At 65.5% G+C, this 25,115-nt stretch carries 27 protein-coding genes; 5 read left to right on the top strand and 22 right to left on the bottom strand.

Translation table 11 applies throughout. The features are described 5' to 3' along the window. Window positions 1-2: 2 nt before the first annotated feature. From earP to ACPTTF_RS05770, 3 genes are all read left to right on the top strand, one after another. Complete coding sequence (earP, locus tag ACPTTF_RS05780) at window positions 3-1,196, top strand: elongation factor P maturation arginine rhamnosyltransferase EarP (RefSeq protein ID WP_423370526.1); 1,194 nt, start codon at window positions 3-5, stop codon at window positions 1,194-1,196. Between the two features lie 128 nt (window positions 1,197-1,324). Then, the gene (efp, locus tag ACPTTF_RS05775; RefSeq protein WP_047900193.1) at window positions 1,325-1,882 is read left to right on the top strand and encodes an elongation factor P; all 558 of its coding nucleotides are present in this window, start codon (window positions 1,325-1,327) and stop codon (window positions 1,880-1,882) included. Between the two features lie 269 nt (window positions 1,883-2,151). Beyond that, the gene (locus tag ACPTTF_RS05770) at window positions 2,152-3,537 is read left to right on the top strand and encodes a sigma-54-dependent transcriptional regulator (protein ID WP_027788001.1); all 1,386 of its coding nucleotides are present in this window, start codon (window positions 2,152-2,154) and stop codon (window positions 3,535-3,537) included. Window positions 3,538-3,728: 191 nt separating this feature from the next. Here ACPTTF_RS05770 and nagZ read toward each other — a convergent pair whose 3' ends face one another. From nagZ to ACPTTF_RS05660, 22 genes are all read right to left on the bottom strand, one after another. After that, window positions 3,729-4,757, bottom strand: coding sequence for a beta-N-acetylhexosaminidase (nagZ, locus tag ACPTTF_RS05765; RefSeq protein ID WP_423370525.1), 1,029 nt, complete (start codon window positions 4,755-4,757; stop codon window positions 3,729-3,731). A 16-nt stretch (window positions 4,758-4,773) separates the two neighbouring features. Continuing rightward, window positions 4,774-5,202 carry a holo-ACP synthase gene (gene acpS / locus ACPTTF_RS05760; protein ID WP_166957641.1) on the bottom strand — a complete coding sequence of 143 codons (429 nt, stop codon included), beginning with the start codon at window positions 5,200-5,202 and terminating at the stop codon, window positions 4,774-4,776. Window positions 5,203-5,274: 72 nt separating this feature from the next. Continuing rightward, window positions 5,275-6,051, bottom strand: coding sequence for a pyridoxine 5'-phosphate synthase (gene pdxJ / locus ACPTTF_RS05755; protein WP_166957639.1), 777 nt, complete (start codon window positions 6,049-6,051; stop codon window positions 5,275-5,277). Next, window positions 6,048-6,884: a DNA repair protein RecO gene (gene recO / locus ACPTTF_RS05750; protein ID WP_166957637.1), complete on the bottom strand. Its 837-nt coding sequence runs from the start codon at window positions 6,882-6,884 to the stop codon at window positions 6,048-6,050. The genes pdxJ and recO overlap by 4 nt, the downstream gene beginning before the upstream one ends. Then, on the bottom strand, window positions 6,871-7,770 hold the full coding sequence (era, locus tag ACPTTF_RS05745; protein ID WP_166957635.1) for a GTPase Era: 900 nt from the start codon (window positions 7,768-7,770) through the stop codon (window positions 6,871-6,873). Before era ends, recO begins: the two co-directional genes overlap by 14 nt. A gap of 60 nt (window positions 7,771-7,830) precedes the next feature. Beyond that, entirely contained in the window at window positions 7,831-9,045 is a 1,215-nt protein-coding gene (gene rnc, locus ACPTTF_RS05740) for a ribonuclease III (protein ID WP_423370524.1), read from the bottom strand. 153 nt (window positions 9,046-9,198) lie between these two features. Beyond that, complete coding sequence (gene lepB, locus ACPTTF_RS05735) at window positions 9,199-10,092, bottom strand: signal peptidase I (protein ID WP_174983024.1); 894 nt, start codon at window positions 10,090-10,092, stop codon at window positions 9,199-9,201. Window positions 10,093-10,108: 16 nt separating this feature from the next. After that, window positions 10,109-11,902, bottom strand: coding sequence for a translation elongation factor 4 (gene lepA, locus ACPTTF_RS05730; RefSeq protein WP_166957629.1), 1,794 nt, complete (start codon window positions 11,900-11,902; stop codon window positions 10,109-10,111). Between the two features lie 197 nt (window positions 11,903-12,099). Next, window positions 12,100-12,336 carry a glutaredoxin family protein gene (locus ACPTTF_RS05725; RefSeq protein ID WP_166957627.1) on the bottom strand — a complete coding sequence of 79 codons (237 nt, stop codon included), beginning with the start codon at window positions 12,334-12,336 and terminating at the stop codon, window positions 12,100-12,102. Between the two features lie 7 nt (window positions 12,337-12,343). Beyond that, window positions 12,344-13,843, bottom strand: a complete 1,500-nt coding sequence (locus tag ACPTTF_RS05720; RefSeq protein WP_423370523.1) for a DegQ family serine endoprotease — start codon at window positions 13,841-13,843, stop codon at window positions 12,344-12,346. A gap of 16 nt (window positions 13,844-13,859) precedes the next feature. Further along, complete coding sequence (locus ACPTTF_RS05715) at window positions 13,860-14,912, bottom strand: MucB/RseB C-terminal domain-containing protein (protein WP_166957623.1); 1,053 nt, start codon at window positions 14,910-14,912, stop codon at window positions 13,860-13,862. A 5-nt stretch (window positions 14,913-14,917) separates the two neighbouring features. Beyond that, window positions 14,918-15,535 carry a sigma-E factor negative regulatory protein gene (locus ACPTTF_RS05710; RefSeq protein ID WP_423370522.1) on the bottom strand — a complete coding sequence of 206 codons (618 nt, stop codon included), beginning with the start codon at window positions 15,533-15,535 and terminating at the stop codon, window positions 14,918-14,920. Between the two features lie 86 nt (window positions 15,536-15,621). Then, window positions 15,622-16,221, bottom strand: a complete 600-nt coding sequence (gene rpoE / locus ACPTTF_RS05705) for an RNA polymerase sigma factor RpoE (protein WP_006490873.1) — start codon at window positions 16,219-16,221, stop codon at window positions 15,622-15,624. A 91-nt stretch (window positions 16,222-16,312) separates the two neighbouring features. Next, on the bottom strand, window positions 16,313-16,777 hold the full coding sequence (locus tag ACPTTF_RS05700) for a protein YgfX (RefSeq protein ID WP_166957619.1): 465 nt from the start codon (window positions 16,775-16,777) through the stop codon (window positions 16,313-16,315). 11 nt (window positions 16,778-16,788) lie between these two features. Next, a complete protein-coding gene (fabF, locus tag ACPTTF_RS05695) occupies window positions 16,789-18,021 on the bottom strand; it encodes a beta-ketoacyl-ACP synthase II (protein ID WP_166957617.1) in 1,233 nt (410 codons plus the stop codon). A 167-nt stretch (window positions 18,022-18,188) separates the two neighbouring features. Next, a complete protein-coding gene (acpP, locus tag ACPTTF_RS05690) occupies window positions 18,189-18,428 on the bottom strand; it encodes an acyl carrier protein (RefSeq protein WP_004197638.1) in 240 nt (79 codons plus the stop codon). A gap of 144 nt (window positions 18,429-18,572) precedes the next feature. Next, complete coding sequence (gene fabG, locus ACPTTF_RS05685; RefSeq protein ID WP_006476504.1) at window positions 18,573-19,322, bottom strand: 3-oxoacyl-ACP reductase FabG; 750 nt, start codon at window positions 19,320-19,322, stop codon at window positions 18,573-18,575. A 36-nt stretch (window positions 19,323-19,358) separates the two neighbouring features. Beyond that, window positions 19,359-20,291, bottom strand: a complete 933-nt coding sequence (fabD, locus tag ACPTTF_RS05680; protein WP_166957613.1) for an ACP S-malonyltransferase — start codon at window positions 20,289-20,291, stop codon at window positions 19,359-19,361. An 83-nt stretch (window positions 20,292-20,374) separates the two neighbouring features. Then, entirely contained in the window at window positions 20,375-21,364 is a 990-nt protein-coding gene (locus ACPTTF_RS05675) for a beta-ketoacyl-ACP synthase III (protein ID WP_048249554.1), read from the bottom strand. Continuing rightward, window positions 21,365-22,471: a phosphate acyltransferase PlsX gene (gene plsX, locus ACPTTF_RS05670; protein ID WP_042975164.1), complete on the bottom strand. Its 1,107-nt coding sequence runs from the start codon at window positions 22,469-22,471 to the stop codon at window positions 21,365-21,367. A 128-nt stretch (window positions 22,472-22,599) separates the two neighbouring features. Then, entirely contained in the window at window positions 22,600-22,779 is a 180-nt protein-coding gene (gene rpmF / locus ACPTTF_RS05665; protein WP_047900174.1) for a 50S ribosomal protein L32, read from the bottom strand. Between the two features lie 98 nt (window positions 22,780-22,877). Beyond that, a complete protein-coding gene (locus tag ACPTTF_RS05660) occupies window positions 22,878-23,513 on the bottom strand; it encodes a DUF177 domain-containing protein (protein WP_423370521.1) in 636 nt (211 codons plus the stop codon). A gap of 230 nt (window positions 23,514-23,743) precedes the next feature. Between ACPTTF_RS05660 and ACPTTF_RS05655 the strand changes: the two genes are divergently transcribed. Together ACPTTF_RS05655 and ACPTTF_RS05650 are read left to right on the top strand one after the other, a co-directional pair. Continuing rightward, the gene (locus ACPTTF_RS05655; RefSeq protein WP_423370520.1) at window positions 23,744-24,376 is read left to right on the top strand and encodes a Maf-like protein; all 633 of its coding nucleotides are present in this window, start codon (window positions 23,744-23,746) and stop codon (window positions 24,374-24,376) included. Beyond that, a complete protein-coding gene (locus tag ACPTTF_RS05650; RefSeq protein ID WP_423370519.1) occupies window positions 24,373-25,095 on the top strand; it encodes an SAM-dependent methyltransferase in 723 nt (240 codons plus the stop codon). The genes ACPTTF_RS05655 and ACPTTF_RS05650 overlap by 4 nt, the downstream gene beginning before the upstream one ends. The last annotated feature ends 20 nt before the right edge of the window (window positions 25,096-25,115 follow it).

Below are 25,115 nucleotides of genomic sequence, written 5' to 3'. Positions count from 1 at the left end.
CGATGCCACGCACCACCACTGCCCCCCTGCCCGCCGCGCCGCTCGCGCCGGGCGAACCGATCGCCTGCGACCTCTTCTGTACGGTGATCGACAATTTCGGCGACATCGGCGTGTGCTGGCGCCTCGCGCGCCAGCTCGCGCACGAGCACGGCTGGCAGGTTCGCCTGTTCGTCGACGACCTGCGCACGTTCGCGCGCCTGCTGCCCGGGGTCGATCCCGACGCAGGGCGGCAGACGGTCGACGCGATCGTGGTCGAGCACTGGCATGCGGAAGTCGGCGACTCGCTGGAAATCGCCGATGTCGTGATCGAAGCGTTCGCGTGCGAACTGCCCGGCGCGTATCTCGCGGCGATGGCGCGCCGCGCGCGCCGCCCCGTGTGGATCAACCTCGAATACCTGAGCGCCGAGGACTGGGTCGCGGATTTCCATCTGCGCCCGTCGCCGCATCCTCGCTACCCGCTGCTGAAGACGTTCTTCTTCCCCGGCCTGTCGGCCGGCACCGGCGGCGTCCTGAAGGAGCATGACCTCGATTCGCGCCGCATGGCCTTCGAAGCCGACGCGGCGGCACGCGACGCATGGTGGCGGCGCACGACCGGCGGCGCGCCGCCGGCCGCCGGCACGACGGTCGTCAGCCTGTTCGCGTACGAGAATCCGGCCGTCGACGCGCTGCTCGCGCAGTGGCGCGACGGACCGTCGCCGGTCGTCGCACTCGTGCCGGCCGGCCGCGTGTCGCCTGCCGTCGCGCGTTTTTTGGGGGTCGAGTCACTCGGCGCGGGCGCGCATGCGCGCAGCAGCAACCTGACGGCTCACGGGCTCGCGTTCGTCCCCCAGGCTGACTACGATCCGTTGCTGTGGGTGGCCGACATCAATTTCGTGCGCGGCGAGGATTCCTTCGTCCGGGCGCAGTGGGCACGCAAGCCGTTCGTGTGGCACATCTACCCGCAGGCCGACGACGTGCACCTGCCGAAACTCGACGCCGCGCTCGCGCACCTGTCGGCCGGCCTCGCCGACGCGCCGCGCGAGGCGCTCGAGCGGTTCTGGCACGCATGGAACGGCGCCGGCACGCCCGACTGGGCCGATTTCTGGCAGCACCGCGCCGCACTGGACGCCAACGCGGCCCGCTGGGCCGATACGCTCACGGCCGTCGGCGATCTCGCGGGAAAGCTGGCGGAATGCGCAAAATCTCAGTTAAAATAAGCGGTTATCCGACGGCCGACCACGCAAGCGCTTGCTTTTGGCGCCCACCGGAACGCGTCTGCTTGGCGCCTCACCCGTTGTGCAACGCTCAGGCACCTATTTATTTGATTTGATCAGGACAGTTTTTTATGAAAACCGCACAGGAACTCCGCGTAGGCAACGTCGTGCAGATCGGCAGCGACGCATGGGTCATCGCCAAGGCTGAATACAACAAGTCGGGCCGTAACTCCGCCGTCGTCAAGATGAAGATGAAGAACCTGCTGACGAATGCAGGCCAGGAATCGGTCTACAAGGCTGACGACAAGTTCGACGTCGTCGTGCTCGACCGCAAGGAAGTGACGTATTCGTACTTCGCCGATCCGATGTACGTGTTCATGGACGCCGACTACAACCAGTACGAAGTCGAAGCCGAAATGATGGGCGAAGCGCTGAACTACCTCGAAGACGGCATGGCTTGCGAAGTCGTGTTCTACAACGAGAAGGCGATCTCGGTCGACCTGCCGACGGTCCTCGTTCGCGAGATCACCTACACGGAACCGGCCGTCAAGGGCGACACGTCGTCGGGCAAGGTGCTGAAGAACGCCAAGCTCGCAACGGGCTTCGAACTGCAAGTGCCGCTGTTCTGCAACACCGGCGACAAGATCGAAATCGATACGCGTACGAACGAATACCGCAGCCGCGCGTAATCGCGAACGATGCCCGCATCGAACAAAGCGCCCTTCGGGGCGCTTTTTGTTTGTCCGGCGCCAACAAGCGAGCGCGGAGCGGTCTCATATAAAGCACAAAATCCACCGGTAAAGATATTCAATTTGTATCATCGGTAACTGTTTTATAGCGCCGGAGAAATAATGCTCGTTACGCGTTCAGCGGGGCATAAAATCAGTTTTTAATCTGACATGCGGCTGCGGCCCTGATGACCGACAGCCCGCCTCTCTTGACTCGACTCGCGTCCACCATGCCACACGCCCTGATTGTCGAAGACGATCCCAACAGTCTGTCCGGCCTCACCGCGCTGCTCGCCGCGGACGGCTTCTCGGTCGACACGGCCACGTCGCTCGCCGAAGCGCGCACGGCGCTCGGCCGCTCGATTCCCGATGTCGTGCTCGTCGACCTGAACCTGCCGGACGGCAGCGGGTTCGACCTGCTCCAGCACCTGCCGCAGCAACAGCCGAACGGCTCGCTGCCCGTCATCGTGCTGACGGGCAATGCGACGGTCGAGAGCGCCATCGAGGGCCTGCGTCACGGTATCTGGGACTACCTGCTGAAGCCGATCAACATTCCGCGCCTGCGCAGCCTGCTCGCGCGGATCCCCCGCCCCTACGAACTGATCGACGAAGTGCAGTCGTTGCGCGCATCGCTGCGCCATCTCGGCCGCTTCGGCGCGCTGGTCGGCCGCAGCGACGCGATGCAGCACGTGTACGACATGATCGAGCACAACGCACGCACCGAGACGGCCGTCCTGTTCTCGGGCGAAGCCGGTACCGGCAAGAAGCTGGCCGCGCGTACGCTGCATGACCTGAGCCGGCGCCGCAAGGGGCCGTTCGTGTCGTTCGACTGCAGGACGATCGCGCAGGCCGGCCGGCACGGCGCGTCGCTCGACAGCGTGCTGTTCGGCCATGAGCGCGGCGCATTCGACGGTGCCGAGCGCCGCGAATCGGGCCTGTTCGAGCAGGCCGGCGGCGGCACGCTGTTCCTCGACGAAATCACCGCGCTGCCGCTCGTGCTGCAGGAAGCGCTGCTGCATGCGCTCGATTCGCAGAACTTCATGCGGATCGGCGGCACGAGTTCGATCACGAGCGATTTCCGGCTGATCGCGACCACGCGCCGCCCGGCGCGCGAAGCGGTTGCGAACGGCACGCTGCGCGAGGATCTGTGGTTGCGCCTCGATGCGGCCTCCATCACGATGCCGCCGCTGCGCGAGCGCGACGGCGACGCACTCGCGATTGGCGACGCGCTGATCGACGAGCTGAACCGCGAAGCGCGCGCAACCGGCCGCAGCACGACCGACAAGCGCGCAGCGCCGGGCTTCGTGCGCGAATGCCTGTCCTACGAATGGCCGGGCAACGTGCGCGAGCTGCAGGAGCGCGTGCGCTTCGCATACGACGCATCGGGCGATTTCATCGAGACGCTGCGCGCGGGCGAGCCGAGCTTCTCGGCCGGCGCCGCGCTGAACGGCAGCAGCGTGCAGATCAAGGTCGGCACGCCGCTGTCGGACGTCGAGGATCTGCTGATCCGCGCGACGCTCGACGCCGTCGGCGGCACGCGCCACCGCGCGGCAACACTGCTCGGCATCAGCCCGAAGACGCTGTACAACAAGCTCCAGCGGATGAAGGTGAACTGAGCAGGCAGCGATGCTTTCAGGCACTGACGGAATCAGACCGTTAGTTGCGCCAAAAGAACCACGGTATCGGCCTGCTTGACGCCTGACGCTGCCCGGTTCGCGCCTGCCGTAACCCATGAAAAAGCCGCGCTATTGCGCGGCTTTTTGTTTCGGCGACCGGAATGGCGCATATCGCGCCATCCCCTCCCCGCTCAGGCCAGTGCGCTGCTCAACAGCGCCTGCGCCTGCAGATACTCGGGCTGCGCAATCAGCTTGTCCCACTTGAGCGCCTTGCCGCGCGCGCGCATCCGCTTGATGCGTCGCACCGACTCGTACGTTGCCCGCGCTTTCAGCCCGTTCAGCACGACCTCGGCCGCGTCCGGCTGGTTGCAGACGAGCACCATGTCGCAACCGGCAGCGAGCGCGGCGTCCGCCGCCTGCGTGAGCGTGCCGCCTTCGCGCGCGGCCTCCATCGACAGGTCGTCGCTGAAGATCGCGCCCGTGAAGCCGAGCCGCCCGCGCAGGATGTCCTGCAGCCACACGCGCGAGAAACCGGCCGGCCGCTTGTCGACCTGCGTGTAGATCACGTGCGCGGGAATCACCGCGGACAACGACAAGCCGAGCCAGTCATAAGGCGCGACGTCCTGCTTGAGGATCGCATCAAGCGTGCGGTCGTCGGTCGGCAGCGCGACGTGCGAGTCGGCCTCCGCGAAGCCGTGCCCCGGGAAATGCTTGCCGCAGTTCGCCATCCCGGCGAGCGACAGCCCGTGGTTCAGGCTCTTCGCGAGCAGCGTGACGACACGCGGATCGCGATGGAACGCGCGATCGCCGATCACCTTCGAGTGCCCGTAGTCGAGGTCGAGCACAGGCGTGAAGCTCATGTCGATCCCGCACGCACGCAGCTCGGCGGCCAGGATGTAGCCGACGGCCGTTGCGACCTTCGTCGCAAGCAGCACGTCGCGATCCCACAGCTCGCCGAGGCGGCGCATCGCGGGCAGCACCGTGAAACCATCGGTGCGGAAACGCTGCACGCGCCCGCCTTCGTGATCGACGGCGATCAGGATGTCTTCGCGCACCGCGCGGATCGAGTCGGTCAGCGCGGTCAGTTGCGCGCGGTTCTGGAAGTGCCGCGCGAACAGGATCACGCCGCCGGTATTCGGATGCGCGAGGCGCCGCGCATCGTCGCGCGACAGGGCCGTGCCGACGACGTCGAGCATGACCGGGCCGGGAGTCGTTTTCATCGAATCGGGAATTCCGTCAGGAGGAGGTTCGGGAAACAGGTGCCGGCGCGGCGTCCGTCTCGGCAACCACGAACGACACCGCGTAGTCGCGTTCGTCGCTGACCGTCACGCGCGCCGTGATGCCACGGGCGGCAAGCCAGTCGGCCAGCTCGCCCGACGCGACCACGTACGGCTCGCCGCTCGGGTGGTTGAGGGTCTGCAGCGCACGCCACGTCATCGGCCAGTGCATGCCGAGCCCGATCGCCTTCGAGAACGCTTCCTTCGCGGAAAAGCGTGTCGCGAGGAACGCGATGCCGCGCACCTCGGAGCGGGCGCGGCGCGCATGGAACACACGCAGCTCGTCGGGGCCCAGCACCTTCTCGGCAAACCGGCCGCCGGTGCGTTCGAGCACGGCCGCGATGCGGCTCACCTGGGCGATGTCGGTACCGATGCCGTAGATCGCCATGTCAGTACGCGCCGCTTTGCCCCGGCGGAGCCGGGTCAGCCATGACGCGCGACGCGCGGCAGCATTTCATCTTCAACGCGCGCCGCCATGCAGCGCGGCAACGCGTGCAGCGACCATGATCGCCTTCATTTCACGCACCGCGTTGTCCCAGCCTGCGAAAATCGCGTGCGCGACGATCGCATGACCGATGTTCAACTCGACGATGCCGTCGATCGCGGCGATCTGCTGCACGTTCGTGTAGTGCAGCCCATGACCGGCATTGACCTTCAGGCCGAGCTGCGCGCCCGCCTGTACACCCGCGACGATGCGCTCGTATTCGCGCTGCTGTTCCGCTTCGTCGTGCGCTTCCGCGTAACGGCCCGTGTGCAGCTCGATCACCGGCGCGCCCGCTTCGTGCGCGGCACGGATCTGCGTGTCGTCCGGGTCGATGAACAGCGACACGCGCACGCCCACGTCGGCAAGCTGCTTGCACGCCGCACGCACGGCCTCGAAGTGGCCGGCGACATCGAGGCCGCCTTCGGTCGTCAGTTCCTCACGCTTCTCGGGCACGAGGCACGCGTCGTGCGGGCGCACTTCGCAGGCGATATCGAGCATCTCGGCCGTCACCGCGCACTCGAGATTCATGCGGGTCTTCAGCAGCGGACGCAGCTTGCGCACATCCGCATCGACGATGTGGCGGCGATCCTCGCGCAGGTGCAGCGTGATCGCATCCGCACCGGCCTCTTCGGCGGCGAGCGCCGCGCGGATCGGATCGGGATAGGTCGTGCCGCGCGCATTGCGCAGCGTCGCGACGTGGTCGATGTTCACGCCGAGGTCGATGGCGGTGGGCGTTGTCAGGAAGAAGCTCATAGGTTTTGCAGGTCGATCAGGATCTGGCGCGTGGCAAGCGGCGTACCGCCGAGATAGGTGTTCAGCAGGAAGCGCATCAGCGTCTTGCTTTGCGCAACCGTCTGGGCTCGATGGTAATCGTCCTGCTCCATGTCGAGCAACGTCTGTCCGGAAATGACGGGCCAGTGCGACGGCACGTCGTCGTCCGCATTGCGCACGCCGCGCTCGGGATCGAACACGTAGCGGCGGTCGGGCTCGACCGCACGACGCGCGACCGTGCGGTTCAGCGCCACCGCGTAGCCGGTCTCGCGCAGCAGCACGCGCTCGAACGAGCGCAGCACCTGCACCGCGGGCTCGCCGTGCGCGAGGCGCGTGAGGGTCAGCACGTAATGATTGAAGAGCGGCGGCTGGGGATCCTCGCGCGCGCAGAATTTCACGAGCAGCTCGTTCGCATAGAAGCCGCACAGCAAGCCGTCGCCGCCGAGCGGCAGCATGCCGCCGACCCACTCGGCGCCGGTCAGGGTGCGCACCTCGGATTTGCCCGACCAGGACAGCAGCAGCGGCTGGAAGGTCTGCAGTACGCCGCGCAGCGCGGAGTGCGGGCGCTTCGCGCCCTTCGCGACGAGCGCGAGCCGGCCATGATCGCGCGTCAGCACGTCGATGATCAGGCTCGTTTCCCGGTACGGATAGCTGTGCAGCACGTACGCCGGCTGCTCGGCCACACGAAAATCGGACGTGCGAGACGTCGCACGCCGCGCCTTGCGCGGCGGTTCGGGCGGTGCCGGCAGCGGCGCGTCGTTCGCGCCGGCCGTCACCGCGTCTTCAGTCGACGTCAGCGCGTCATTCGTACCCATAGGCGCGCAGTCCGGCCTCGTTGTCGGCCCAGCCGCTCCTCACCTTCACGAAGGTCTCGAGGTACACGGGGCCGTCGAACAGCTTCTCCATGTCCATCCGCGCCTCGGTGCTGATCTGCTTGAGCTTCTCGCCCTTCTTGCCGATCACCATCGCCTTGTGCGAATCGCGTTCGACGAGGATCGTCGCGAAGATGCGCTTCAGCCGCCCTTCTTCCTCGAACTTGTCGATCACGACGGTGCTCGTGTACGGCAACTCGTCGCCGGTCCAGCGGAACACCTTCTCGCGCAGGATTTCAGCCGCGAGAAAGCGTGAGCTGCGGTCGGTCAGTTCGTCCTCGCCGTAGATCGGCTCGCCTTCCGGCAGGTACGGCTTGATCGTATCCAGCAGGCGCTTGATGTCTTCCGGCCGCTGCGCCGACAGCGGCACGAGCTCGGTGAATTCGCGCAGCGTGCTCATCTGCTGCATGAACGGGAACAGCGTCGCCTTGTCGGTCACGCGGTCGATCTTGTTCGCGATCAGCAGCGTCGGCATGCCCGGCGGGATCAGGTCGAGCACCTTCTGGTCGTCGGGCCCGAAGCGGCCGGCCTCGATCACGAACAGGATCACGTCGACCGATGTCAGCGTCGACGTGACCGCGCGGTTCAGCGAACGGTTCAGCGCGGTGCTGTGGCGGGTCTGGAAGCCCGGCGTGTCGACGAACACGAATTGCGCGTCGTCGAACGTATTGATGCCGGTGATGCGGTGGCGGGTCGTCTGCGCCTTGCGCGACGTGATGCTGATCTTCTGGCCGACGAGTGCGTTCATCAACGTCGACTTGCCGACGTTCGGGCGGCCCACGATCGCGATCATGCCGCAACGGAAACCGGTAGGAGCGGGAGTGTTCATATCGTTTGGGAGACAGGTTCGGAAACGGCCGCGCGGCGCGCGGCACGATCGATGGGCAATTCAGTGGTCGGCATCGGCCACGCGCGCCTGCGCGGCAGCGAGGCTCACGCCGCCCGGCGGCGTCTCGGAGTCCGGTGCCGCGGTGTCGCGTGCGCGCCCAGCCGCGCGCGAAGCGGGGTCGGTACCGGCGGAAGATTTGTCGACGGACGCGGGTGCCGGATCGGCTGCCTGGCCAGCCGGCTTGTCGGCGGCGCGTGCAGCGGGCACGGCTTCCGCGGGCCTGTCAGGCCGCTCGACCGGCTTCTCGGCAGCCTTGTCGGCCGCCGGCTTTGCCGCCCGTTCAACCTTCTCCGCAGCCGCGTCGACATGCGCCGCGCGAATCGCGGCCATCGGCGCCACGGCCGCCTCGGTACCGGCGGCAGCGGTTGCCGCGGGCGCCGCACCGGCCGCCCTCGCCTCGCGTGCCGCCGCGCGTTCCTTCCGCTCCGGCGAGCGCAGGTCGAGCGCTTCCTGCACGCCCTTCACGCCCGGCACGATCTCGGGTTCGACATGCTTCGACCCGCGCGCGTTTTTCGAGCGCTTCGGCTTGGTAGCCAGCATCGGCGCGGCCGCCATCACCTCGTCGAGCGCCTTCTTCGCGGCAGCCTGCTCGGCCGCGCGCCGGCTCGCACCGGAGCCCGACACCTTCACGTCGAGCTTCGGCACCGTGCATTCGACTTCGAATTGCTGATTGTGCGCCGCACCATGCGTCGCGACCACCGTGTAAGTCGGCAGCGCGATCTTGTGCCCCTGCAGGTATTCCTGCAGCAGCGTCTTCGCGTCCTTGCCGAGCGTGCGCGGATCGATGTGGTCGAGAATCGGGATGTAGAGGCGCTTGATGACCCCTTGGGCGGCTTCGAAGCCGCCATCGAGGAACACGGCCCCGATGATGGCTTCGAACGCGTCCGCGAGGATCGACGGGCGGCGGAACCCGCCGCTGCGCAACTCGCCCTCGCCGAGCCGCAGCCCGTCCGAGATATTCAGGGCCTGAGCGATTTCGTACAGCGACTGCTGCTTGACGAGGTTGGCGCGTACGCGCGACAGATCGCCTTCGTCCAGCTTGCTGAAACGCTGGAACAAAAGGGCAGCCACCGCGCAATTCAGAACGGAATCGCCGAGAAACTCGAGCCGTTCGTTGTGCGTGGCACTGTGACTACGATGGGTCAAAGCCTGGCGCAACAATTCCGCATTGCGAAATTCGTAGCGCAGCCGGCTTTCCAACTGGGATAGGGGCATGTGCAGGAGTATAACGCGGGCGCCGGCCGGGCCGAAACGGCACGGTCGAACGCGAAAAGGCGTGACGAGGCGGTGTTGCCGCCGGTTCTTAAAGTAGTTCGGCAATACGCGACGCGGCCCGTGCGTCGCGTATTGCGAGTGACGCGGATACGATCAGTTGAAGGAACCGATGCGCTTCAGGTCGCTGAAGTTCATCCAGATGAAGAACGCGCGGCCGACGATGTTCTGGTCCGGCACGAAACCCCAGTAGCGGCTGTCCGCGCTGTTGTCGCGGTTGTCGCCCATCATGAAGTAGTGACCGGGCGGCACCTTGCAGATCACGCCGCGGCTGTTGTACGTGCAGTTGTCGCGATACGGGTAGTCGTATGCGCCCATCACGAACGGCGGCACGGCCGGGTTGTTGAGGATCGCGTTCTTCTTGTTGCCGATCGTTTCCTCGAACTGCTTCGCGTAATTCTGGCGCTCGTCGTCGAAGAAATCCGGCAGCGGCGTTTCGGGCACCGGCTGGCCGTTGATCGTGAGCTGCTTGTCCTGGTATGCGACGGTGTCGCCCGGCAGGCCGATCACGCGCTTGATGTAGTCGACCGACTCATCCTTCGGATAGCGGAACACGACGACGTCGCCGCGCGACAGCGGGCTGCCCTGCGTGATCTTCGTGTTCGTGACCGGCAGGCGCAGCCCGTATTCGAACTTGTTGACGAGGATGAAATCGCCGACGAGCAGCGTCGGCACCATCGAACCCGACGGAATCTTGAACGGCTCGACGACGAACGAACGCACGACGAACACCGCGAGGATCACCGGGAAGAAGCTCGCCGTGTACTCGAGCCACCACGGCTGGCGCAGCTTCTCGTCGCGCAGCTTCGAACGCGTCTGCACCGCGTTTTCATCCGCGAAACGCTTGTCGATGCGCGACTGCTGGCGATCGAACTCCTCGATCGCCGAGTCGGCCGCCTTGCGTCGCTGCGGCAGGAACACCAGTTTGTCCAGCACCCACGCTACGCCCGTCAAGACGACGAGCACAAAAAGAATCAGCGCAAAATTCATAAAAGGATCAGTCCTGTTATTTGTCTTCGACGCGCAAGATCGCAAGGAACGCTTCCTGCGGGATCTCGACCGAACCCACCTGCTTCATCCGTTTCTTGCCTGCTTTCTGCTTTTCGAGCAGCTTCTTCTTCCGCGTGATGTCGCCGCCGTAACACTTCGCCAACACGTTCTTGCGCAGCGCCTTGATGTTCTCGCGGGCGATGATGTGCGCGCCGATCGTAGCCTGGATCGCCACGTCGTACATCTGGCGCGGAATGATCTCGCGCATCTTCGCCGCCACTTCGCGGCCGCGATACTGCGATTGCGACCGGTGGACGATCACCGACAGCGCGTCGACCTTGTCGCCGTTGATCAGCATGTCGACCTTCACGACGTCGGCCGACCGGTATTCCTTGAACTCGTAATCCATCGACGCATAACCGCGCGACACCGACTTCAGGCGATCGAAGAAATCGAGCACGATCTCGGCCATCGGGATTTCGTAGGTCAGTTGCACCTGGCGGCCGTGATACTGCATGTTGATCTGTGAGCCGCGCTTCTGCTCGCACAACGTGATCACCGAGCCGACGTAGTCCTGCGGCATGTACAGGTTCACCGTGACGATCGGTTCGCGGATCTCCTCGATCTTCGGCGGCTCCGGCATCTTCGCCGGATTCTCGACCTTGACGATCGAGCCACCGTTCATCACGACCTCGTAGACAACCGTCGGTGCGGTCGTAATGAGGTCCATGTCGAATTCGCGTTCGAGACGCTCCTGCACGATCTCCATATGCAGGAGACCCAGGAAGCCGCACCGGAACCCGAAGCCGAGCGCCTGCGACACTTCCGGCTCGTACTGCAGCGATGCGTCATTGAGCTTCAGCTTCTCGAGCGATTCGCGCAGTGCGTCGTACTGGTTCGCTTCCACCGGATAGAGCCCGGCGAACACCTGCGGCTTCACTTCCTTGAAGCCCGGCAACGCTTCCTGCGCCGGCTTGGCCACCAGCGTGACGGTATCGCCGACCTTCGCGGCCGTCAGTTCCTTGATGCCGGCGATGATGAAGCCCACCTGCCCCGCAGACAGCGAATCGAGATTGCGCGACTTCGGCGTGAATACGCCGATATGCTCGACCGGATACTGGGCGCCGGTCGCCATCATCTTGATCTTGTCCTTCGGGCGCAGCGTGCCGTTGACGATACGCACGAGCATCACGACGCCGACGTAGTTGTCGAACCACGAATCGATGATGAGCGCCTGCAGCGGGGCGTCGGGATCGCCCTTCGGCGGCGGCACCTTCGCGATCAGCGACTCGAGCACGTCCTCGACGCCGAGCCCCGTCTTCGCGCTGCAACGCGTCGCGTCGGTCGCGTCGATGCCGATCACGTCCTCGATCTCCTCGATCGCGTTCTCGGGGTTCGCGGCCGGCAGGTCGATCTTGTTCAGCACGGGAACGACCTCGACGCCGAGCTCGATCGCCGTGTAGCAGTTCGCGACCGTCTGTGCCTCGACGCCCTGGCTGGCATCGACGACCAGCAACGCGCCTTCGCACGCGGACAGCGAACGGCTGACCTCGTACGAGAAGTCGACGTGCCCCGGCGTGTCGATCAGGTTCAGGTTGTACACCTTGCCGTCGCGCGCGCGATAGGACAATGCCGCCGTCTGCGCCTTGATCGTGATGCCGCGCTCGCGCTCGATATCCATCGAGTCGAGCACCTGCGCTTCCATTTCACGGTCGGCGAGGCCGCCGCATACCTGGATGATGCGATCCGCGAGTGTCGACTTGCCATGGTCGATGTGCGCGATGATCGAGAAATTGCGAATATGATCCATTCAGTGCCGATCAAGCGAAAAAGGCGCGCTCGACGACTGCGGAGCACGCCTTGTAAGTCGGTGAAAAAACAGCCTATTTTAGCTGAAAAGGCCTTCGCCGGGCGGTATTTCCAACGCCGGGCCGCGCGGCACCCTGCCGGGCCCGCCCGCCGGGCAAAGCCCGGTGCGAAGCACCGCCGTCATGCAGCAGGCCCGGCTCAGCGCCGGGCCGCGAGCGCGTCGTGCACCTTCGCGGCGTCGAACCGGTGGCGGCACACTTCCGCACCGTCCAGCAGCAGCACGGGCACGTCCTCGTCGTAGCGGGCGACGAGTGCCACATCGGTGTCGATGTCGATGTAATCGACCGCGACGCCGAATTCGGCCGCCACCGGCGCCAGTGCGTCGCGCATGTCGTCGCACAGGTGGCACCAGCCGCGGCCGTAGAGCGTGAACATCGGCGCGTTACTTCTGGCGCGGCCGCACGGGCACGAACTGCGTGTTGTCGCCGCGCCGCACGAGCACCGCGACCGCCTTCTGCGGATCGAGCTGCGCGGTCACTTCGGCGAATTGCTTCGCGTTCGTGATGTCGGTGTCGCCGACACGCAGCACGATGTCACCGCGCTGCAGGCCCGCACGGGCGGCCGGGCCGTCGACGCCGTCGATCTGCACGCCGCTCTTCAGCTTCAGCGTCTTCATTTGCTCTGCCGTCAGGTCGCTGACCGTCAGACCGAGCGAATTGGCCTGGCGCGGCTTCTGCGGCGCGTTCTTGCGCTGCTCGGCCTTCGCCGTCGATTCGGCCGGCGTCTCCGCGATCGTGATTGGCAGATCACGTGCCTGACCCTTGCGCCACACGCTGACTGTCGCCTTCGTGCCGGGCTTCGTGTCGCCGACCATGCGCGGCAGATCCGACGCCGTATCGACCGAACGGCCATTGAACTTCAGGATGATGTCGCCCGGCTGGATGCCCGCCTTGTCGGCCGGACCGCCCGGCTCGACGCTGCTGACGAGCGCCCCCTCGGCCTTCGGCAGCCCGATCGAATCGGCCACGTCCTTCGTCACTTCGCCGATCGCCACCGCGATCCGGCCGCGCGTGACTTTACCCGTCGCCTTCAGCTGGTCGGCCACGCGCATCGCCTCGTCGATCGGAATCGCGAACGAGATGCCCATGAAGCCGCCGGTACGGCTGTAGATCTGCGAGTTGATGCCGATCACCTCGCCCTGCATGTTGATCAGCGGGCCGCCCGAGTTGCCGGGGTTCACGGCGACGTCGGTCTGGATGAACGGCAGGTAGTCGCCCGTGTTGCGGCTCTTCGAGCTGACGATGCCGGCCGTCACCGTGTTGTCGAGACCGAACGGCGAACCGATCGCGACGACCCACTCGCCGACACGCACCTTGTTCGAATCGCCGATCGCGACGACCGGCAGGTTCGACGCCTGGATCTTGACGACCGCGACGTCCGTGCGATCGTCGACGCCGATCAGCTTCGCCTTGAATTCGCGCTTGTCGGTCAGCGTCACATAGATGGTGTCTGCGTCGTCGACGACATGCGCATTGGTCATCACGTAACCGTCGGCCGACACGATGAAGCCCGATCCGACACCGCGATTCTGCTCGGTGTCGGGCGGATTGTCCGGCGCAGGCGCGTTCTTCGGGTTACCGCCGCCATTGCCGCCACCGTTGCCGGGCGCCTGCGGAAGCGGAATGCCGAAGAAGCGACGAAAGAATTCCGACATGTCACCGTTGTCGAAGCCCGGCGGGAGCATGCCGCGCGGGCCGCCCGTCGGTACGTTGGCGGTGGTCCTGATGTTCACGACGGCCGGCCCGACCTTTTCGACCAGATCGGCGAAGTCGGGCAGGCTGGCAGCGGGAGGCGTCACCGCGAACGCGGTATGCGGCACGAGCGGCAGGCAGGCAGACAGCGCCGCCGCCGCGAGCCATTTGCGCAGCGTGAGTTTCATCATGTCGGAAGCCGTAGCGTTACTTGGAAGCCTTGTATTCTATGGCAGACGCGAACTGCTGCAACGTAGCCGGCGGCACTTCGCCGAGCACGGTGATCCAGTAGTCGCCGCGGCGCTTCACGAGAACGTTCGTTGCACCGGTGCTGCCCGCGCCTTCCTTGCGCGTATTCTTCTCGGCCGGCTCGATGAAAACCGAGATCGTCGCGAGACCGTCGGTGAAGACGGCCTGATCGACCGGAATCGGCGGCTCACCCGCGTCGCGCGCGGCCATCGGCCGGCGCACTTCACGAATCTTCTGGAACCCGGCGACACTCGGTGCGAGTTGCCAGCCCTGCGCTTCCATGTCGACCGTCGCGACCGGCGGGCGCACGACCGTCCAGCCGTTCAGGTTGCGCATGCCGGCCGCGATTGCGGCCTTGTCGCCGCTTGCGCCGCCCGTCTGCAATTGCGAGAACGCGATCTGCTCGAGCACGTGATCGTTCGCATCGAGCGTCTGCGAACGCAGCAGCAGCCCCGTACGCGCATCGACCCACAGCTTGTAGGTGAAGCGGTATGCATCCTTCGGCATCAGCTCGACGACCTGCGCGTCGATCCCCGCCACGCGATCCTTGCCGAGCGACTTCGCGTCGTAGACGGACATCACGTGCTCGCCGCTCGCGCCGAGCAGCGCGGGGAACGAGTCGCGCGTCTGACGGCGTTCGACCACGCACAGCTTGCGCTCGGGCACGAACGTGTACAGCTCGTCGTTGTGGCGCAGCAGCTTGCGCGGCTTGCCGTCGAGCGTCTCGATGCGCTCGAACTCGCCGTCGCGGGATGCAACGTGCGCGATGCGCGACGACTGCACATACCCGCCGCGCTGATAGACGAACGTGCCTTCGTAGCTCTGCTGCTGCGCCGCTTGCTGGACACGGTCGAGCCAGTCCGCGGCGCCCTTGCGGGTCGCGACGGGATCGTCCGGTTGCTGGGCGCTGGCAGGAAGGGATTGAACGGACAACAGGGCGGCTGCGCAAAGCAGGAGGGCCGGCAGCCGCTTCCATCCGGAGATGGCGTGATTCAACTGCAATGTCCGCATCGGGTTTATTGGCCTGGCGTGGTGGTCACGGCAGCGCGGATCAGCGGCATCGAACCCGTGACGACGGGCTGCTGCGCGAATTGCTGGTGCGCTTCGAGGTATTGGTCGAGGCTGGCGTCGCGAATGATGTTGACGTCCTGCAGCCCCGGCTGGGCCGATGCCTGTGCAACCGCCACGCGCTGCAGGTTGCCGCCTTGCGACTCACCTACCGATGCGACCTGGACGGCACCCGGCGTGCCTGCAGTCTGCATTTGCGGGACGACGATCCACGTCAGCGTGGCCGCCGCGGCGGCGATCGCGAACGCGGGCACGACGCGCCGGCGCAGCGACAGCAGCTTGCGCGCGACCGGCGCGGCCGCCGGCGCGAGCAGGTGCGGCTCGCTTTCGAGCGCAGCCGACATGCGCGCGGTGAACGCGACGCTCAGCGCGGGCGACAGCGCAAGCTCGTCCGAGCGCAGCGCATCGCCGATCAGGTGGTAATCGGCCCACACAGCGCGATCCGCGCGGTTGAACTCAGCCAGAAACTGCCCGTGATCCGGGCCATCGAACATTTCGCCGTCGACCAGCGCGGAAAGGCGCTCGCCGCGCGAACTCGCTTGCGACTGCGTATTGACCGACCCCATGATGCTCCCCATCTTGCACACCCCGTCGTGACTTCACGACTCTATCCGTAACTAGACCCCGACCCGCGTCGATTCGCCTGTCGCGCTTACCAGCGCTTGCCTTCGGGCGTATCGAGCAGCGGACGCAATTTAGCAGCGATTGCCTCGCGTGCGCGGAAGATCCGCGACCGGACCGTCCCGATCGGACAGCCCATCATTTCCGCGATCTCTTCGTAGCTCAAGCCCTCGATCTCGCGCAGCGTGATTGCCTGGCGCAGTTCTTCGGGCAGCAGAGCCATTGCAGCGTTGACCGTCTCGGCAATCTGCTTGCTCATCAACATCGACTCAGGCGTGTTGATATCCCTTAGTTGGTCTGCGTCGGAGAAAGTTTCCGCTTCCTCCGCATCGGCCTCGGTCGAGGTCGGCGCCCGGCGGCCTTGCGTCGCAAGGTAGTTCTTCGCCGTGTTGACGGCAATTCGGTACAACCACGTATAGAACGCCGATTCGCCGCGGAATTGCGGCAGCGCACGATACGCCTTGATGAACGCGTCCTGGGCCACATCCTCGACCTCGGCGGGATCCCGCACGAGGCGCGAGATCAGCCGAATGATCTTGCGGTGGTATTTGGAGACCAGGAGTTCGAACGCTGCCTTGTCGCCCTTCTGTACGCGTTCGACCAGAGCCTGATCGATTTCTTTTTCACTCACCTGACAAATCCATTAACTAGGGATGCAACGCGGAACGTCATTGTAACGTTCCCGCGCCGGACGCTGGTTACGGTACGTAACCGCGCCGTCGTCATGCCCGCCCCGCCGCGCCTGCCGTCCTCGCCAGCACGGAAAGCGCGCTGAACGACGCGGCGTCGAGCGCATCGGCCGGAATCAGCAACGGCCGGGCCCGCCGGGCGCCCTGCCCGACCGACAGCACCAGCAGCAGGCTGCTCCAGTGCGCATGGCCCGTCACGCGGCCGCGGGCCAGCAACCGCCCGGTGCGGCCAAACGCCGCAATTTCCCCGAATGCGTCGATCCGCAACTCGGCCGGCAGCCGGCGGGCGCAGGCCCGTGCGGCGCACACGGCAAGCAGCGCGGCCGTCACGGCCGACACGCACGCGCCTGCCGCAGCGCCCGCGCGCGGCGCCCAGAACAGGTAGGCCGACGCGGCAGCCGATGCGACGAACACGGCCAGCACGAGATACGACACGGCCGAGGTCCGCAACGCGAAGCGCTGCGGACGCCCGGCCGGAGCATCGAATGGACTCGTCAAGCGATTCAGCGTCAGACGCGCTTGAACACCAGCGTGCCGTTGGTACCGCCGAAGCCGAAGTTGTTCTTCACGGCAACGTCGATCTTCATGTCACGCGCGGTGTTCGCGCAATAATCGAGATCGCACTCGGGGTCCTGGTTGAAGATGTTGATGGTCGGCGGCGACACGCTGTTGTGCAGCGCGAGCACCGTGAACACCGATTCGAGGCCGCCCGCGCCACCCAGCAGGTGACCCGTCATCGACTTCGTCGAGTTCACGACGAGCTTGTACGCGTGCTCGCCGAAGGCCGCCTTCACCGCGTCGGACTCGTTCTTGTCGCCCAGCGGCGTCGACGTGCCGTGCGCGTTCAGGTAATGGACCTCATCCGCGTTCACGCCGGCGTCGCGCAGTGCCGCGACCATGCAGCGACGCGGGCCGTCCATGTTCGGCGCGGTCATGTGGTACGCGTCGCCCGTCATGCCGAAGCCCGACACTTCCGCGTAGATCTTCGCACCACGCGCCTTCGCCGCTTCGTACTCCTCGAGCACCATCACGCCGGCACCTTCGCCCAGCACGAAGCCGTCGCGGTCCTTGTCCCACGGTCGGGACGCGCTCGCCGGATCGTCGTTGCGGGTCGACAGCGCACGCGCTGCCGCAAAACCGCCGATACCGAGCGGCGACACCGTCGACTCGGCGCCGCCCGCGACCATCACGTCGGCGTCGCCAGCCTGGATCAGGCGCGCCGCGAGGCCGATGCTGTGCAGGCCCGTCGTGCAGGCCGTGACGGCTGCGAGGTTCGGGCCCTTCAGGCCGAACATGATGCTCAGGTGGCCCGAGATCATGTTGATGATCGAACCCGGCACGAAGAACGGCGAAATCCGGCGCGCGCCGCGATCGACGTAGGTCTGGTGCGTATCTTCGATCATCGGCAGGCCGCCGATGCCGGAACCGACCAGCACGCCGATGCGCTCGGCATTGGCTTCGTTCACTTCCAGCCCGCTGTCCTTGATGGCCTGGACGCCGGCGGCGATGCCGTAATGGATGAACGTATCCATGCTGCGGGCTTCCTTCGCCGGGATGTACTCCTCGGCGTTGAAACCCTTCACTTCGCCCGCGAAATGCACGGCGAGGTTCGACGGATCGAACTTCGTGACGGTGGCGATACCGGACTTGCCGGCAACGAGATTGGCCCAGCCGTCGGCAACATTATTGCCAACAGGCGAAATCAGCCCCAGGCCTGTAACAACAACACGACGGCGGCTCACGGTAACCTCTTTTCCATTATTGGATGACAAAAACAAAAGCCACAGTGGCCACAGGAACCAGCCCTGCGAGCCCTGTGGCTGTTAGTCCGTCCGGCGCGAGGCCGGCAGGATGGCGCGTCAATCGCGAAGATCGCGGCGACGTGGCGGACAAGCGCGAAAGGCGCCTGTTACGCCTTGACGTTTGCGCGAGCGTAGTCGATCGCTTGCTGAACGGTCGTGATCTTCTCTGCTTCTTCGTCCGGGATTTCCATGCCGAACTCGTCTTCGAGAGCCATCACCAGTTCGACGGTGTCGAGCGAGTCGGCGCCCAGGTCGTTCACGAACGAAGCTTCGTTCTTGATCTCGGCTTCCGCGACGCCCAGTTGTTCAGCGACGATCTTCTTGACACGTTGTTCGATGTTGTCCATTACCCCTCCGAGGGAAAGTTCAGATTTACAAGTGCGCGCATTTTATCAGGTTTGCTGACGCCAAAACGCGCGTTGGCTTGATGGTCGATCAAGCGCCGATCCGCCTGAAAAACGGGATACGGCGCGGATGGTAAACGAAAATCGTTACGACATGTACATGCCGCCGTTCACGTGCAGCGTCGTGCCGGTGATATAACCGGCCTGCGGCGATGCGAGGAACGCGACGGCATGGGCAATGTCCTCCGGGCTGCCGAGGCGGCCGAGCGGAATCTGGGTCTTGAGCGCGGCCTGCTGTTCTTCCGGCAGCGTCTTCGTCATGTCGGTATCGATGAAGCCCGGCGCCACGCAGTTCACGGTGATGCCGCGGCTGCCGATCTCGCGCGCGAGCGCACGGGTCATGCCCGCGACGCCGGCCTTCGCGGCGGCGTAGTTGACCTGACCCGGGTTGCCGGCCGAACCGACCACCGACGTGATGTTGATGATGCGGCCGCCACGCGCCTTCATCATCGGGCGCAGCACCGCGCGCGACAGGCGGAACACCGACTTCAGGTTGGTGTCGATCACCGCGTCCCAGTCCTCGTCCTTCATCCGCATCGCGAGCTGATCCTGCGTGATGCCCGCGTTGTTGACGAGCACGTTCAGCGCGCCGAATTCCTTCACGGTCGCGTCGATCAGCGCCTCGGCGGCGGCCGCGTCGTTGACGTTCAGCACCGCACCGCGACCCGTGACGCCCGCTTCCGCGAACGCCGCGGTGATTGCAGCGGCGCCGGATTCACTCGTCGCCGTGCCGATCACCGTCGCACCCAGGCGCGCGAGTTCGAGCGCGATCGAACGGCCGATACCGCGCGACGCGCCGGTGACGATCGCAACCTGTTTATCGAGAGTCTTGTCCATGAATCGAATATCCGTCTCTTGAGAAAAGGCGCCGCGTCAGGCGGTCACCAGCTTGAGCGCTTCGTCGAGCGACGCCGGATCGAACACCGACGCACCCGTCAGGTTGCCGTCGATGCGCTTCGTCAGGCCGGCGAGCACCTTGCCCGGACCGCATTCGATCACGTGCGTGACGCCCGTGCCGGCGATGTGCTGCACGCACTCGACCCAGCGCACCGGGCCCGCGGCCTGGCGCACCAGCGCTTCCTTGATCGCAGCCGGATCGCCGACCACGGCGACGTCGATGTTGTTGACGACCGGAATCTGCGGAGCCTTGACGTCGACGTTCACGAGGTAGTCGCGCAGCTGGTCCGACGCCGGCTTGAGCAGCGACGAATGGAAAGGTGCCGATACCGGCAGCGGCAGCGCGCGCTTCGCACCCTTCGCCTTCGCGATCTCGCAGGCCTTTTCGACCGCTGCCTTGTTGCCTGCGATAACGACCTGTGCGGGTGCATTGAAGTTCACCGCTTCGACGACGCCCGCTTCCGCGGCTTCGGCGCATACCGCACGCACCGTGTCGTCGTCGAGACCCAGGATCGCAGCCATGCCGCCCTGGCCGACCGGCACGGCCGTCTGCATCGCCTGCGCACGGAAGCGCACGAGCGGCACGGCGTCCTTGAACGCGAGCGCGCCGGCAGCGACGAGTGCCGTGTATTCGCCGAGGCTGTGGCCAGCGACGATCGACGGCGCCGGGCCGCCTGCCTGCTGCCACGCGCGGTAGCACGCGTAGGCGGCGGTCAGCATCACGGGCTGCGTGTTGGTGGTGAGGTTCAGCTCTTCGGCCGGGCCTTCGGCGATCAGCTTGCCGAGATCCTGATTGAGTGCATCGGACGCTTCCTGGAGCGTCTCGCGCACGACGGCCAGATCGGCGAATGCGTTGAGCATGCCGACCGCCTGCGAGCCCTGCCCCGGAAATACGAATGCAAATTTCATATCGTCCCCAATTGAATCGATTCGGACGGCGCGCACGAACGGCGCGCCGATGGGATCCGCGCGCAGCAATCGCGCGCCGCGGATCAGAAGCGGAAGACCGACGCGCCCCAGGTGAAGCCGCCGCCGACGCCTTCGATCAGCACGTGCTGGCCGCGCTTGATGCGGCCGTCGCGCACCGCGGTATCGAACGCCAGCGGGATCGACGCGGCCGACGTGTTGCCGTGCTGGTCGACCGTCACGACCATGCGCTCCTGCGGCAGGCCGAGCTTGCGGCAGGTGCTGGTCATGATGCGGATATTGGCCTGGTGCGGAATCAGCCAGTCGATCTGCTCGGGCGCGAGATTCGCCTTCGCGAGCGCCTCGATCGCGACCTTCTCGAGCACGTTGACCGCGAGCTTGAACACGGCCTGCCCGTCCATGTACAGGAACGCGCTGCCTTCGATCACGCCGCGATTGACGTTGCCCGGCGTGCAAAGGATATGCGAATAGCTGCCGTCCGCGTGCAGCGCACTGCCGAGGATGCCCGGCTCTTCCGATGCGGACAGGATCACCGCGCCCGCGCCGTCGCCGAACAGCACGCAGGTCGTCCGGTCCTTGAAGTCGAGAATGCGCGAAAACGTCTCCGCGCCGACCACGAGCGCGGTGCGGTGCTGGCCGCTGCGGATGAAGCTGTCGGCCGTCGCCATCGCGTACGCGAAGCCCGAACACACGGCCTGCACGTCGAATGCCGCGCCGCCGTTCTTGATGCCGAGCTTGTTCTGCAGCAGGCACGCGGTGCTCGGGAACACGAAATCGGGGGTCGAAGTCGCGACGATGATCAGGTCGATCGACTGCGGATCGATGCCGGCGGCTTCGATCGCTCGACGCGACGCCTCGAGCGCGAGGTCGCTCGTCGTGACGTCGGGTGCGGCGAAATGGCGCGCATGGATGCCCGTGCGCGCAACGATCCATTCATCGCTCGTCTCGATGCCTTCCTTCGCAAGGCGATCGGTCAACTGCTGGTTCGTGACGCGGTCAGGCGGCAGGTAGCTGCCCGTGCCGAGCACGCGGGAATAGAGAGTCGATTGGGCCATTTATGCTTTAGAGGATTGCGCAGCGGAAGGTTCGGCGTGATGGCCTGCGGCGGGGCTTGCATGGCCCGCGCCGCCCGCGTTGTGTTCGCCGTCGCCGAGCGACACCGAATTATCCGCCATCGCACGCGTGAGGCGCTCCAGCACGCCGTTTTTGACGGCATCATACCCGCGTTTGATTGCCCACTCAAACGCGTAGGCATCGGCCGAACCATGGCTCTTGATCACGAGGCTCTTCAGCCCCAGCAGCGCCGCGCCGTTGTACTGGCGGTGATCGACGCGCTTCTTGAAACGCATCAGGACAGGCAGCGCGAGCAGCGCCATCAGCTTCGACATCAGCGAACGGCCAAACTCCTCGCGGATGATGTCGGACAGCATCTGCGCGAGCCCCTCGGACGTCTTCAGCGCGACGTTGCCGACGAAGCCGTCGCACACGATCACGTCGACCGTGCCCTTGTAGATGTCGTTGCCTTCGACGTTGCCGCGGAAATTGAGCGTGCTGGCGCGCAGCAGTTCGCCTGCGCGCTTGATCGTCTCATTGCCCTTGATCACCTCTTCGCCGATGTTCAAGAGGCCGATCGTCGGGCGCTCCTTGCCTTCTAGCGCGGCCACGAGTGCGTGCCCCATTTCCGCGAACTGCAGCAGGTGTTGCGGTTCGCAGTCGACGTTCGCGCCGAGGTCCAGCATCATCGTGTAGCCGGTGGGGTTCGGCAGCGCGAACGCGATCGCGGGCCGCTCGATGCCGGGCAGCGTCTTGAGTACGTAACGGGAAACGGCCATCAGCGCGCCGGTATTGCCGGCGGAGATGCAGGCCTGCGCCGCGCCTTCCTTGACGTGGTTCAGTGCGACGCGCATCGAAGAATCCTTCTTCTTGCGCAGCGCCACTTCGACAGGATCGTCCATCGCCACGACTTCGGTGGCGGGAACGATGGTCAGCGCGGGATCGTCGAGGGCTTTCAGCTTCTTCAGCTGAGCGCGGATCGCGCTTTCGATGCCGACGAGCATCAGGTGCGCATCGGGATGCGCGCGGACGAACTTGACTGCTGCGGGAACGGTCACGGACGGGCCGTGGTCGCCTCCCATGCAATCGATAGTGAGCTTTACGGTCATGGAATGCGACGAATTTCAGGCACAAAAAAGCGGCAGTTGAATGCCGCCTTTTTGTTGCGCCAGGAAAGTGTCAAGCGACCAGTTGTCACGCGAACGACAAACGTAGCGCGCAACGCGTGACTTGACGCTTAGTCGTTCTTCGTCTTGACGACTTTCTTGCCGCGATAGTAGCCGTTCGGGCTGACGTGGTGACGCAGATGCACTTCACCCGTGCTCGGCTCGACTGCCAGCGGCGATGCCGTCAGGAAATCGTGCGAACGATGCATGCCGCGCTTCGACGGCGACTTCTTGTTTTGCTGGACTGCCATGACTAACTCCTAAATAATTTTCCGGATTCTAACACAGCCCGATCCGGCGCTTAACTACCCTGGCCCAAAGCCCTTACGCCTTCCCGCGCCACAACTGCTTAGTGTTTCTTGGTGCCGTCACCGCCCTTCTTCAACGCTTCCAGCGCTGCGAACGGATTCGGCCGTTTGCCTTCGCCCCCGGCTTCGTCGGACTCCTCGTCCGTCTCTTCCGCGGGACCGCTCGCACCCGACACGAGGCTTTCGTGGACTGCCGGGCAAACCTCGTGCCTGGGCACGAGCGGCAACGAAAGCAGCAATTCCTCTTCGATCAAGTCGACGAGATCGAACTGGCGTGAGCCCACGATCACATCGGCTTCATCGTCGTCGAGCGGAAATTCTTCAGCTTCTTCTTCGGTCGCGACGACACGGTACGTCATGTCGACGTCGAACGTCTGGTCGTACGGGGTCACGCAGCGCTGGCACGTGAGCCATGCATGGCCATGCACCGCGAGGCGCAGATACGGCTGCTGCCCATCGGCGCCGTCGTCCTGCAATTCCTTCTGCGTGAACCCTTCCGCCTGCCAAGTGAAGACCGTGTCGCGATCTGGCGCGTCCGCCGGCACTTCGTTTAACATGCGCGGCAGTTGCGAGAGGTGCACCGCTCCAGCTGCCTGCCGCCCGCTGCGGGCGAACTCGAACAGGTCGACCGCGCGCGGATCAAGCGCCGCAGCAGGTTTGCCAGAAGAAGTGTTCATGTGCGCTCCTGCCTACAGGCTGACTTGCGAATCCGGCTTGGTACCGCTCGCGTACGGCTCATCCATGGATGACGTACTTTACTTCCGAAGACCCGGCAGGCGCCACCACAACAGAAGCCTGCCGACGAAAAGCGGGAAAGCATACCTGTTTTACCTTTTGCGGTCAATCACTTAAGCTTGCGTCCGCGCAACGCCGCGCCACACCTGACGACTCACCGATCCAACCGACCATGCCGGATACCGTTTGCCGCCCGCCGCGGCTGATTCTCGCCTCCAGTTCCCGCTACCGCCGCGCGCTCCTCGAGCGCCTCGGCGTGCCATTCGACGTCGTGTCGCCCGACCTCGACGAAACCCCGCTCGACGGCGAAACGCCGGCCGCGACCGCGCTGCGCCTCGCCGGCGCGAAAGCAAGCGCCGTCGCCGCGACGATCGACGCGCCGGACGGCGTGCTCGTAATCGGGTCGGACCAGGTCGCGACCTTCGACGGGCACCAGATCGGCAAGCCCGGCACGCACGAGCGCGCACTCGCGCAACTCGTGTCGATGCAGGGCCGTGCCGTCGAATTCCACAGTGCGCTTTGCCTGTACGACAGCCGGACGGGCGAAGCACAGGTCGAGGACATCGTCACGCACGTGCGCTTCCGCTCGCTGCCCGAGGCCGAACTCGACGCATACCTGCGCGCGGAAACGCCGTACGACGTCGCCGGCAGCGCAAAATCCGAAGGGCTCGGCATCGCGCTGCTCGACGCGATCGACTCCGACGACCCGACCGCGCTCGTCGGCCTGCCGCTGATCGCGCTCACGCGGATGCTGCGCGCCGCCGAATACCCGCTGTTTGCAACTACCCGTGGAGACCGCGCATGACCGCCGGCACGCTTTACCTCGTCCCGAACACGCTCGGCGAAGGCGACGAATCGATGCTCGCCGCCGTGCTGCCCGCAGCCGTCCAGGCGCGCGCCGGCACGCTCGGCTATTACATCGGCGAGAACGCGAAAACGACGCGCGTGTTTCTGAAGAAGATCGGCACGACGCGCCCGATCCAGGAAATCGAGATCAGCGAACTGAACGTCAATACGCCGGCCGGCGCCATCGACCGGCTGCTCGCGCCCATACTGGCCGGCGCGGACGCCGGCCTCGTGTCGGAGGCCGGCTGCCCGGCCGTCGCCGATCCCGGCGCGCTGCTGGTGCGCCGCGCGCACGAGCGCGGCGTGAAGGTCGTGCCGCTCGTCGGGCCGAGTTCGATCCTGCTCGCGCTGATGGCGTCGGGCCTGAACGGCCAGAGCTTCGCGTTCAACGGCTACCTGCCGGTCGATGCGGCCGCGCGTGCGAAGCGCTTGCGCGAACTTGAGCAACTGTCACGCAAGGCGCGCCAGACGCAGATCTTCATCGAAACGCCGTACCGGAATCAAGCGATGCTCGACACGCTGGTCGCGACCTGCGCGCCGTCGACGCAGATTTGCGTCGCGGCCGACCTGACCCTCGCGACCGAGACGATCGCGAGCCGCACCGTGACCGACTGGAAAAAGGCGCCTGCGCCGAATTTGCACAAGCGCCCGGCGATCTTCCTGCTGCTCGCGAACTGAAGCCACGATCGGCGATCAGC

This window comes from Burkholderia crassaminum (assembly GCF_964265005.1).
Taxonomy (GTDB): domain Bacteria; phylum Pseudomonadota; class Gammaproteobacteria; order Burkholderiales; family Burkholderiaceae; genus Burkholderia.
This window is presented reverse-complemented; position numbering and strand designations above follow the sequence as displayed.